This window comes from Halolamina salina, from assembly GCF_042678005.1.
GTDB classification, from domain to species: Archaea; Halobacteriota; Halobacteria; order Halobacteriales; family Haloferacaceae; genus Halolamina; species Halolamina salina.
This window is the reverse complement of record NZ_JBHUDH010000026.1, coordinates 3,335-12,230: the sequence shown is the minus strand read 5'-3', so window position 1 is coordinate 12,230 and position 8,896 is coordinate 3,335. Positions and strand designations below refer to the sequence as shown.

Sequence of the window (8,896 nt, the reverse complement as noted above, 5' to 3'; positions counted from 1 at the left end):
ACGTCGTCGTCCGCCGCGCGCGGCACGACGTGGACGTGCGCGTGTCGGACCGATCCGACCAGCGGACCGGAGGTGTAGAATACGCTGAACCCGTCGGGGTCGAGCACCCGCCGGAGCGCCTCGGCGACGGCGTCGACGGTCTTGAACACCTCCTTCCCCGTCTCGTCCGCCCCCAGTAGCTCCTCGCGGTGGGCTTTCGGCAGGACGAGCGTGTGGCCCCGCCGGGTTGGCATCTCGTCGAGGATCGCGAGGGTGTGTTCGTCGTCGTGAACGACGTAGGCGTCACGCTCCCCGGCGGCGATGGCGCAGAACTCGCAGTCGGCCATGCCGACCGGTTCAGCCGCCGGCGGCAAAACGTCTCGGCCGGAACCCGAACCACCTTGTCGCTCCGGACCCACCCTCCGGCCATGCTGGAAACCCTCCGATCGCGCGCCCGCGATCGCCCGCGGGCGACGGTCGCGCTGCTCTCGGTGCTCGGCTACGGGCTGGTGATGGGGACGTTCGCCGGGGCGCTCCCGATCTACCCCGACCTGACGAACGCGCAAGTGAACCTGTTCTCCCACGCGATCGCGGCGATCAACACCACCGCGACGGTGCTGCTCGCCCTCGGCTGGAAGTGGATCCGCGAGGGGAACGTCGAGAAACACCGGAAAGCGATGGGGAGTGCGTTCGGACTCATCATGGTGTTCCTCGTGCTCTACCTCTGGAAGATCGGCGGCGGCGGGACGAAGGAGATCGTGGGCGCGCCCGATCCGGTGTACTACGCCTACCTACTGATGCTCGCGATCCACATCGTCCTCTCGGTGGTTGCGGTGCCGGTCGTGCTGTATGCGCTGGTGCTCGGCCTCACCCACTCGCCGCGGGAACTTCGCGAGGAGACGCCCCACAAGCGGGTGGGCCGCCTCGCCGCCGGCTCGTGGATCCTCTCGTTGTCGATGGGCGTGCTGACGTACGTGCTCCTCAACTGGGTGTACAGCTACGAGTTCACCGCCGGCACCGGGATGTAGGCGCGGGCGACGTGTGCCCGCGGCCGTCGCGGCCGCGACCGAACCGTTCAACCCCGGGGGAACGGAACGGCGGGTATGGGCGAGCCACTCGAACCACGCCGCGAACAGGCGGCCGAAGTGATCGACCGCCTCGAAGCCGAGTACCCCGACTCAACGATCTCGCTGAACTTCGACACGCGACTCGAACTCCTGATCGCGGTCGTGCTCTCCGCGCAGTGTACCGACGAGCGCGTCAACGAGGTGACTGCGGACCTGTTCGAGAAGTACGAGTCCGCCGAGGATTTCGCCGCGGCCGACGAGGAGGAACTGGCCGACGACATCTACGGGATCACGTTCCACAACAGCAAGGCGGGCTACCTCAAGAGTATCGGCGAGACGCTCGTCGCGGAACACGACGGCGAAGTGCCGGACACGATGGACGAACTCACCGAGCTCTCCGGCGTCGGCCGCAAGACCGCGAACGTCGTGCTCCAGCACGCCCACGACGTGGTCGAGGGGATCGTCGTCGACACGCACGTCCAGCGGATCAGCCGCCGGCTCGGGCTGACCGAGGAGGAACGCCCCGAGGCCATCGAGGACGACCTGCTGGACGTGGTGCCCGAGGAGCACTGGCAGCAGTTCACCCACCTGCTGATCGACCACGGGCGCGCCGTCTGCACCGCCCGCAACCCCGACTGCGGGGAATGCGTGCTGGCGGATATCTGCCCCTCCGCGAAGGGTGACAGCGAGGTCGACCTCGCCAGCGGCGAGGCGTGGTAGACTCCGGCGATCGTCGGAACCCCGATTCAGAACACGTAGTCCATCAGGAACCGCGCGATCCCGACCAGGTACGCGAGTATCCAGAGGATCAGGTAGCCGAACACGCCGATCCGGAGCCGTCGGCGCCACGCGCCCATGTTCTCGTGGAGTTCGCCGATGTCGGCGTCGGGGTCGGGGTTACGGTAGAGGTCCGCCTGCCGCTTAGCTTGGAAGATCCGGACGATTCCGGTGAGCGCGAGCACGAGCAGCGCGTACGCCTGCAGGCCGAAGAAGGCGTGTATCGCCGCCAGCCCGCCGAACTGGCCGGGCAGTCGCGGGATCATCCACAGCAGCATCGGCGCCGTCGTCAGCACCAGCCCCGTGACCACGAACTTCAGGTGGTGGAGCAGTCGCTCCCACGTCATCACCTCCGTCTCGATCGCGTACCACGCCCCGTAGAGGAAGAAGGGGAGGCTGATCGTGACCGACAGCGCGGCGAGCGTCGCCGCGGTCGACTCGGAGACCATCCCGTCGATGTTCGCGGCGCGCCCGCCTAAAAGGAGCGACTCCGGCGTACCAGACCACCGACTCCAGTCGACCCCTTCGAGCACGGGACTGCGGACGCCGAGTCGACTCCAAGTAATCTACAAAATATGGTCTTTCCGACCGCTCACAAACTGTTTGTACGAAGCTGACTAACCGACTCTTCGATTCTGATCGCCGGTGGGTGGAACCGCAACGAAACTATAAGTAGCAACTGGGAGAGCCAACTGTGATAAGATGAAAGAAGAGGATTTTCTCGAAGCGATCGAAGAGAAGGAACGCAAGGACGAGGGAGATTCTACGGTTCAGTGGGGTCAGTGGAAGGGGAAGTCCGTTTTGAATTGGTATCGATATAGCCCTCTCGACGAATGCCCGAGGTGTGGCGAGTATAAATTAGCACACTACACTTACCACAAGGGTAGCTTGATGGGGAACAAGTATCTCCGAGGGAAACATTGCCGCAACTGTGAATACACTGACGAGGTGGACGAAGACCCCACGAGAAAGTTAACAGACGGGAGTTTTTGGTCCAGCGAGGAGTATTAGTTGTGTTGACGGGAGGTAGCTAGCTCCGGTACTCGAATATCTTGGGTCTACGATGTTCGTTTCCTTTATCGGATTCTGTGGCCGCGAGTTGCGGAACCAACACGCTAAGGAATCTCCCCCACAAACTCCGAGGCAATGAGCGAACCTCCGGACGAATCGCACGCCCAAGAGGACACTAGCGGGTCTGAGTCTGAAGACCTTGAGGCACTGCGTGAAAAAGTCGAGCAGAAGTACGACTTCGACGACTTCGGCCCCGCCGACATGGCCGAGATGGATCGCGAGGAGTGGGAGGCGGCGTTCGACCCCGACACGTGGATCACCGGCGCCGAGCTGATCGACCGGGTCGAGCAGGATCTGGAGAACCGGATCGCGACCCGCGAGGTGTTCGCACGGCTCGAACGCCACCCCAGCCCCGAGGGCGATCGGCTGCTCGCCTACTCCGACGAGGGGTACGCGATCGTCAACCCCGACGGGAGCGTCGAGGGCGAGGGGACGGTGCTCCGGGACGTGGAGCCGACGGTCGCGCTGTGCTCGATGGGGGAGTACGAGGTGCCGTCGCCGCCGGCGGACCCGAGCCTCCCCGACCCCGACGACGTGGAGTCCGGGTCGGGCGAGCTCGGCAACACGATGCTCCAACTGATCGCCGCCGCCCAGATCATCGCCGGGTTCGGGCTGGTCGTCGGCTCGCTGCTGTTCGACCTCCAGCCCGACGTGCCACAGGGGGGCGTGATCGGTCCGGCCGTCGGCGTCCTGTTCGTCCTGGTCGGCGTGTTCCTGTTCACCGTCGTCGCGAACGCGCGGCTCTCGGACCGGTTCCGTGCCGCCGAGTACCGCGATCGGCTCCGCGCCGTCGACGAGGCGGGCGAGCGGCCGGAGTTCGTCCCGCAGTTGAGCGACGACCCCGACGAGGACGGCGGCGACTGAGCCGGCCGTCCGCAGGCGCGTCGTACCGCCGTCGGCGGCGTCGAGGGTGGTGTGAAACGGAGGCTTTAAGCGCTGGCCGTCCCACGTTTTGGCCGTATGAAGAGGCGGGATTTTCTCCGAGCGACCGGCGGCTCCGGCGGAGCCGTCGCCCTCGGCTCGGGGGTCGCGGCCGGACAGGAGGAGACCGGCACGACCACCGGCACCGAGGGCGGCGGGGGCGGGGGACCGACGGAGACGGTGACCGTCGGCCCCGGCGGGAGCCTCGTGTTCGAACCGGCCGAGCTCACGATCGCGACGGGCACGACAGTGAACTTCGTCTGGGACAGCAACATGCACAACGTGGTTCCACAGAGCCAGCCCGAGGGCGCCAACTGGGAGGGTGAAGGCGAACAGGGCGTCACGTTCGACGCGGGCCACGAGTACTCCCACACGTTCACCACGACGGGCACCTACGAGTACGTCTGTACGCCCCACGAGAGTGCGGGGATGGTCGGCACCATCGAGGTCGTCGAGGAGCTCCAGTCCGGAGGCGGCGGTGAACGCGAGCTCCACGAGATCGGCGCCCCGATCCACCCCCACTGGGTGGGCGCGGCGACCATCCTGATGATGTTCGTCAGCCTCGTGTTCACGTTCTACGTGCTCAAGTACGGCGAGTCGCCCAACACCGGCAACACCGGGGGTGGTGAGTGATGTCCACGTCCGGATCCACCTACGGCGACATCCACCGCTACGAGCCGGCGCGTGAGAGCACGGCCGCGGCGATCGCGATCGTGCTGCTGACGCTGCTGGAGATCGTCTTCGTGTTCATGTTCACCTGGGGGCTGGTCTCCGGTTGGGGGCTGACCGCCGACGGGAACATGTTCCTCGGCGGCCTGCTCGCCATCGTGTTCATCGACCTCGCGTTCATCCTCGCGATCTACCGCAAGGAGTTCCTCCCGGACGTGATGGTCGTCAAGAAGCGCCGCCGGAAGTGGGAGGACCTCTACATCCGCGGCGATCAGGCCGACGGCCAACAGCTCGAGGGTGCCGGCGTCTGGGACCAGATCAAGCGCGCCGTCTACCCGTACTACAAACGATAACCAATGAGCCTCAAAGAGAAAGACGAACACGACCACCTCGGCTGGATGGAGGAGAAGCAGCTCTCCCCCATCGAGAAAGGGTACCTGTTCACCCTCATCTGGCTCGACAAGCGGTTCCGCATCGTCGACTACCTGGAAATTCTGGAGACGATGTACTACCGCGTCAACCTCCAGATGCCCAAGAGCCACACCGAGCAGTACAACCTCGACAACAAGTTCTGGTACTGGTACCCGCTGTACGCGCTGGGATCGTTCTCGACGCTCGCGTACGTCGTCGCGGCGCTTTCGGGCGCGCTACTGGGGTTCTACTACACCCCCTCGGCGGCCGAAGCCGCGACCGGGACCGTCGCCTACTCCCAGATCGCGATGATCATGCAGGACCTCCAGTTCGGCTTCATGCTGCGCTCGATCCACCGCTGGTCGGCGCAGGTGATGACCGCGGCGGTGTTCCTGCACATGCTCCGCGTCTACTTCACCGGCGCGTACAAGGAGCCCCGCGAGCTGAACTGGCTGCTCGGGATCGTCCTGATCAGCCTCACGATGGGCTTCGGCTACACGGGCTACCTGCTGCCGTGGGACCAGCTCGCCTACTGGGCGGGACAGATCGGCGTCGAGATGGCGCTGTCGATCCCGATCATCGGCGAGTGGGTCGCCCAGCTGGTGTTCGGCGGCTTCTCGCTCGGCGCACCGACGCTGCAGCGGATGTACATCATCCACGTGTTCCTGCTGCCGTTCGTGGTCACCTCGCTGATCGCGATCCACATCGGCATCGTCTGGATGCAGGGCATCGCGGAACCCCACTAACACAATGAGCGACGACAACCAACCCGACGCACGAACCGACGGCGGCACGGGGATCGTCCCGCCGGACGACGACACGCCGACGTGGAGCGAACGCAAGAGCCGGCGGTCGGGACTCCCCCGTCTCACCTACGAGTACTTCGAGCGGGCCCGCCGTGAGGATCAGGACCTCCGGCAGCAGTCGACGTACGTCGAGCGCGACGTGCTCGCGTTCCCGACCTGGCCCCACGAGCTGATCCGGAACCTCGCGCTGACGAGCTTCTTCGTGGGGATGCTGCTGCTACTGTCGGCGACGCTGCCGCCACACATCGGCAACCCCGCGAACCCCAGTTCGACGCCCGCGATCATCCTCCCCGACTGGTACCTCTACTGGTCGTTCGGCCTCCTGAAGCTGGGTGACCTCAACCCCGCGATCTCGCTGCTGGACGGCCAGAAGCTGATGGCCGACCGAACGTACGGCGTGCTCGCGAACGTGGTGATCGTCGGCGCGATCGCGATCGTCCCGTTCCTCAACAAGGGGAGCGCCCGCCGCCCGGTCGAGCAGCCGTTCTGGGCTGCGGTCGGGGTTGGCGGCCTGACGTTCGCGTTCACCATCTCGCTGCTGTCGATCCAGAACATCATGCCGATGAACGTCAGCCTGCTGTTCGACCTGACGTTCCTCGTGCCGATCGTGATGGCCGCGATCACCTACGCGGTGCTGAAGACGATGCGCGAGGGGTACATGTACGACCTCAACCGTCGCTACTACCGGCTGCGGCCCCCGAAGTAGGCCGTGGCCGACGACGACCGCAGTACCGAGGGCCGCGACGGGCGCGACGTGGCGGTGCCCATGCGGCTCTACAAGACCGTCACCGTCTTCTCGACGCTGATCGCGGTGTTCGCCGTCGTGTTCGGCTTTCTCCTCTTAGACGCCGCCGCGCTCGGGACGGGGCTGCTCCGCCAACTGGTCCGCTCGATACTCTCGGCGCTCTCGCTCTCGCCGGCCGACTCGCTGCTCTCGGCGGCCTTCGCCGTCGCGGGGCTGCTGTCGATCGCGACCGGCGCGGCCGTCTACGTGCTCGGCACGCGGTTCACGGCCGAGGAGATGAGCGAGGAGTCGGCGTAGTCTCGCCGGGATGGGAAACGCTGAAGGGGGCTCGCGGCCCAGATTCAGGTAATGGCTGACGAGTTCATGAAAGGGTTCGGGCTGTTCAGCGTGGCCGCCCTCGTGTGGATGATCTCCGCGAGCTGGTACCGCACGCCCAGTTTCGAGAGCACCCGCCAGCTGGTGGCGGCGCCGCCGGAGGACCCCGGAACCGTGTTCGACACGCTCGGGATCTTCCTCGGCGACCTGATGTTCTGGACCGCCCTGATCGGCGCGTTCACGTTCTGGGTCATCATCCCCGCGGGCAGGCAGGCCCGCGAGGCGCTGGTCGTCGACGAGTAATCTCTTCTCGCGGTCGTTCTCTCACGGCGACGCCGACACGGTCACGTCGTCGTCGGTCGTTCTCCCCGTTCGATCCGCCGACTGACTCTTCCGGGCCGGCAGTCGACCACCGTCGATAACGATCGATCACGGCCGCCCAGTCGCGTCCCCGGCGGTCGCCTTCCATCGTGTCCGGCGGCTCTCGGCCGGCGCTCGGAGCGTCGGGTGAGCGACGGGACGAGAGCGACGACGCTTCGAGTGGCGGGAGGACGACGACAGTAGGGTGCAGAGAGAACGCGGTGCGGGGAGTGTGATCGACTATCGGTACCGGGAGTGTGCACGACGGTACGACGGTGTGGCTCGGAGTACGGAGAACGAAAAGACGACGGCGCTCGGAAACGTCGGCGCGGATCAGACGATCGCCGCCCACTGATCCTCGATCACCCAGAACAGGGCGAGGAACGAGGCGTACAGCAGCATGAGGATCGAAACCGTGATCGCGCCCTTGGGCTTCTCGATGTCGAGGTTGTTCCGGGCCTCGACGTTCCGGGCCTCGAACTCGAAGATGTCGGCGATCACCGTCCCGACCACGAGGACGGAGATCACCATCCCCGAGTGCGGTTCGATCACGAGGTACAGCAGGCTGACGAGCGCGAGCACCGCCGAGACGGCGACGTGGGGCACGTAGCGATCCAGCGTGTCGGCCCCGTTCTCCGCGGCGCGCTTGTAGTGGCTGAACGCGCGATGACGCGTGACGAAGTTGGCCAGCACGAGCGCCAGGATCACGTAGGGGAACGCCCCAGAGACCGATTCGAGCGCCCCGATCGGGACGGCGAACTGCAGTGGGGTCATACCCGCATATCGGCACAGGACGGTTTAGTGCTTTTCCAATTCCGGCGGCTACTCGACCAGCGGTCGGAGGCAGGTGAACTCGCCGACGGCGGCGATCTCGACCGGCTCGTCCGTCCCCACCCGGCGACGCTCCTCGCCGTCGACGAACAGCGACACCGCACCCTCGTCGCGCTCGACGGTCAGCGAGAGCGGGCCGGGGACGACCCACGGGTTCGCACGGGTCGAGAACGGCGAGACGGGGACGACCGAGAGCCCGGCACCGGGGGTGACGACCGGCCCGCCGGCCGCGCGGCCGTAGCCCGCGGAGCCGAGCGGCGTCGAAACGACGACACCGTCGGCGCGTACGTCGAACAGGCGTTCGCCCGACGCGGTGACGGCGTACTCGGAGATCCGGGCGGGCTCACTGGTCATCAGCGTGGCGTCGAACACCGCGCGGTCGACGCGCTCGCCACCCACCGCGACGCCGAGGATCGTGTGAGTGACGCTGCGGTAGGCGCCGTCGGCCAGCGCCGCGGCGGCGGCTGCAAGCCCGTCGCGCGTCGCGCCGTGGCGGCCGTCGTCGGCGTCGACAGCGAGGATCGGCGTGTCGGCGTCAGCGAGCGCGGCGCGTTCGACCCCCGCCTCCCCGACGGCGACGATCGCGTCCGCGTCGTCGTCGGTCACCGTCAGTGGGGAGAGGTCGGTGTCGATCTCCGCGCCGCGTACGCTGACCCGACCGATCGGCGACGACTGGGTCATGCTCGCGTCGTCGGGCGGCGCGGGTAAAACGACGGTGGTCTGTGGCGGTTCGTGGGGTAGGTGTGTCGTGGGTGGGACTCGTCTCGTTCGATCTCTCTCCGACAGTATTGCTCTCCGTTATCAGCGACTGTATCTCGATCGTTGGCTACTGAGACAGCGGCTGCGACAGCAACAGCATCTCGGTGCTAGACCACTTGCGACCGCAACCGCCCCGCACAGCCCACAGACCTCCCCAGCCGACTCGCTCCCTACGGTCGCTCGTC

14 protein-coding genes are annotated in these 8,896 nt (G+C 66.3%); 10 read left to right on the top strand and 4 right to left on the bottom strand.

Going from position 1 to position 8,896, the window contains the following annotated elements; genetic code table 11:
• The coding region (locus ACFR9S_RS03490; RefSeq protein WP_379818073.1) for an HIT family protein at positions 1–326 on the bottom strand (326 nt) is incomplete at its 3' end.
• Between the two features lie 81 nt (positions 327–407).
• Here ACFR9S_RS03490 and ACFR9S_RS03485 point away from each other — a divergent pair.
• Both ACFR9S_RS03485 and nth read left to right on the top strand, forming a co-directional pair.
• A complete protein-coding gene (locus tag ACFR9S_RS03485; protein WP_379731163.1) occupies positions 408–1,007 on the top strand; it encodes a DUF420 domain-containing protein in 600 nt (199 codons plus the stop codon).
• A 75-nt stretch (positions 1,008–1,082) separates the two neighbouring features.
• Positions 1,083–1,766, top strand: a complete 684-nt coding sequence (gene nth / locus ACFR9S_RS03480) for an endonuclease III (RefSeq protein ID WP_379731164.1) — start codon at positions 1,083–1,085, stop codon at positions 1,764–1,766.
• A 26-nt stretch (positions 1,767–1,792) separates the two neighbouring features.
• On the opposite strand, the gene ACFR9S_RS03475 is transcribed toward nth, so the two are convergent.
• Positions 1,793–2,272 carry a DUF7321 family protein gene (locus ACFR9S_RS03475; protein WP_379731165.1) on the bottom strand — a complete coding sequence of 160 codons (480 nt, stop codon included), beginning with the start codon at positions 2,270–2,272 and terminating at the stop codon, positions 1,793–1,795.
• A gap of 253 nt (positions 2,273–2,525) precedes the next feature.
• Here ACFR9S_RS03475 and ACFR9S_RS03470 point away from each other — a divergent pair, with 253 nt between their 5' ends.
• The 8 genes from ACFR9S_RS03470 to ACFR9S_RS03435 all read left to right on the top strand — a co-directional run bounded on the left by ACFR9S_RS03470 (position 2,526) and on the right by ACFR9S_RS03435 (position 7,064).
• A complete protein-coding gene (locus tag ACFR9S_RS03470) occupies positions 2,526–2,834 on the top strand; it encodes a hypothetical protein (protein ID WP_379731166.1) in 309 nt (102 codons plus the stop codon).
• A 135-nt stretch (positions 2,835–2,969) separates the two neighbouring features.
• Positions 2,970–3,758 (top strand): DUF7319 domain-containing protein, encoded by a 789-nt coding sequence (locus ACFR9S_RS03465; RefSeq protein WP_379731167.1) that lies wholly within the window; start codon positions 2,970–2,972, stop codon positions 3,756–3,758.
• Positions 3,759–3,854: 96 nt separating this feature from the next.
• Positions 3,855–4,448 carry a plastocyanin/azurin family copper-binding protein gene (locus tag ACFR9S_RS03460; RefSeq protein WP_379731168.1) on the top strand — a complete coding sequence of 198 codons (594 nt, stop codon included), beginning with the start codon at positions 3,855–3,857 and terminating at the stop codon, positions 4,446–4,448.
• Positions 4,448–4,837 carry a DUF7318 family protein gene (locus ACFR9S_RS03455; protein WP_379731169.1) on the top strand — a complete coding sequence of 130 codons (390 nt, stop codon included), beginning with the start codon at positions 4,448–4,450 and terminating at the stop codon, positions 4,835–4,837. The genes ACFR9S_RS03460 and ACFR9S_RS03455 overlap by 1 nt, the downstream gene beginning before the upstream one ends.
• Before the next feature lie 3 nt (positions 4,838–4,840).
• Positions 4,841–5,641 carry a cytochrome b gene (locus ACFR9S_RS03450; protein WP_379731170.1) on the top strand — a complete coding sequence of 267 codons (801 nt, stop codon included), beginning with the start codon at positions 4,841–4,843 and terminating at the stop codon, positions 5,639–5,641.
• Between the two features lie 4 nt (positions 5,642–5,645).
• Positions 5,646–6,407: a cytochrome b family protein gene (locus tag ACFR9S_RS03445; RefSeq protein ID WP_379731171.1), complete on the top strand. Its 762-nt coding sequence runs from the start codon at positions 5,646–5,648 to the stop codon at positions 6,405–6,407.
• Between the two features lie 3 nt (positions 6,408–6,410).
• A complete protein-coding gene (locus tag ACFR9S_RS03440) occupies positions 6,411–6,743 on the top strand; it encodes a DUF7315 family membrane protein (protein ID WP_459076962.1) in 333 nt (110 codons plus the stop codon).
• A 51-nt stretch (positions 6,744–6,794) separates the two neighbouring features.
• Entirely contained in the window at positions 6,795–7,064 is a 270-nt protein-coding gene (locus ACFR9S_RS03435) for a DUF7314 family protein (RefSeq protein ID WP_379731172.1), read from the top strand.
• A 390-nt stretch (positions 7,065–7,454) separates the two neighbouring features.
• Here ACFR9S_RS03435 and ACFR9S_RS03430 read toward each other — a convergent pair whose 3' ends face one another.
• Together ACFR9S_RS03430 and ACFR9S_RS03425 are read right to left on the bottom strand one after the other, a co-directional pair.
• Positions 7,455–7,895 (bottom strand): DUF7313 family protein, encoded by a 441-nt coding sequence (locus ACFR9S_RS03430; protein WP_379731173.1) that lies wholly within the window; start codon positions 7,893–7,895, stop codon positions 7,455–7,457.
• A gap of 48 nt (positions 7,896–7,943) precedes the next feature.
• Positions 7,944–8,633 carry an NAD(+)/NADH kinase gene (locus ACFR9S_RS03425; protein WP_379818072.1) on the bottom strand — a complete coding sequence of 230 codons (690 nt, stop codon included), beginning with the start codon at positions 8,631–8,633 and terminating at the stop codon, positions 7,944–7,946.
• Between the last annotated feature and the right edge of the window lie 263 nt (positions 8,634–8,896).

What these genes read in the sequence shown, in the direction of transcription:
- ACFR9S_RS03445 (WP_379731171.1), top strand. Translation starts at nt 5,646, where the DNA reads ATGAGCGACGACAACCAACCCGACGCACGAACCGACGGCGGCACGGGG.
- ACFR9S_RS03435 (WP_379731172.1), top strand. Translation starts at nt 6,795, where the DNA reads ATGGCTGACGAGTTCATGAAAGGGTTCGGGCTGTTCAGCGTGGCCGCC.
- ACFR9S_RS03470 (WP_379731166.1), top strand. Translation starts at nt 2,526, where the DNA reads ATGAAAGAAGAGGATTTTCTCGAAGCGATCGAAGAGAAGGAACGCAAG.
- ACFR9S_RS03430 (WP_379731173.1), bottom strand. Translation starts at nt 7,895, where the DNA reads ATGACCCCACTGCAGTTCGCCGTCCCGATCGGGGCGCTCGAATCGGTC.
- ACFR9S_RS03455 (WP_379731169.1), top strand. Translation starts at nt 4,448, where the DNA reads ATGTCCACGTCCGGATCCACCTACGGCGACATCCACCGCTACGAGCCG.
- ACFR9S_RS03450 (WP_379731170.1), top strand. Translation starts at nt 4,841, where the DNA reads ATGAGCCTCAAAGAGAAAGACGAACACGACCACCTCGGCTGGATGGAG.
- ACFR9S_RS03475 (WP_379731165.1), bottom strand. Translation starts at nt 2,272, where the DNA reads ATGGTCTCCGAGTCGACCGCGGCGACGCTCGCCGCGCTGTCGGTCACG.
- ACFR9S_RS03485 (WP_379731163.1), top strand. Translation starts at nt 408, where the DNA reads ATGCTGGAAACCCTCCGATCGCGCGCCCGCGATCGCCCGCGGGCGACG.
- nth (WP_379731164.1), top strand. Translation starts at nt 1,083, where the DNA reads ATGGGCGAGCCACTCGAACCACGCCGCGAACAGGCGGCCGAAGTGATC.
- ACFR9S_RS03425 (WP_379818072.1), bottom strand. Translation starts at nt 8,633, where the DNA reads ATGACCCAGTCGTCGCCGATCGGTCGGGTCAGCGTACGCGGCGCGGAG.
- ACFR9S_RS03465 (WP_379731167.1), top strand. Translation starts at nt 2,970, where the DNA reads ATGAGCGAACCTCCGGACGAATCGCACGCCCAAGAGGACACTAGCGGG.
- ACFR9S_RS03460 (WP_379731168.1), top strand. Translation starts at nt 3,855, where the DNA reads ATGAAGAGGCGGGATTTTCTCCGAGCGACCGGCGGCTCCGGCGGAGCC.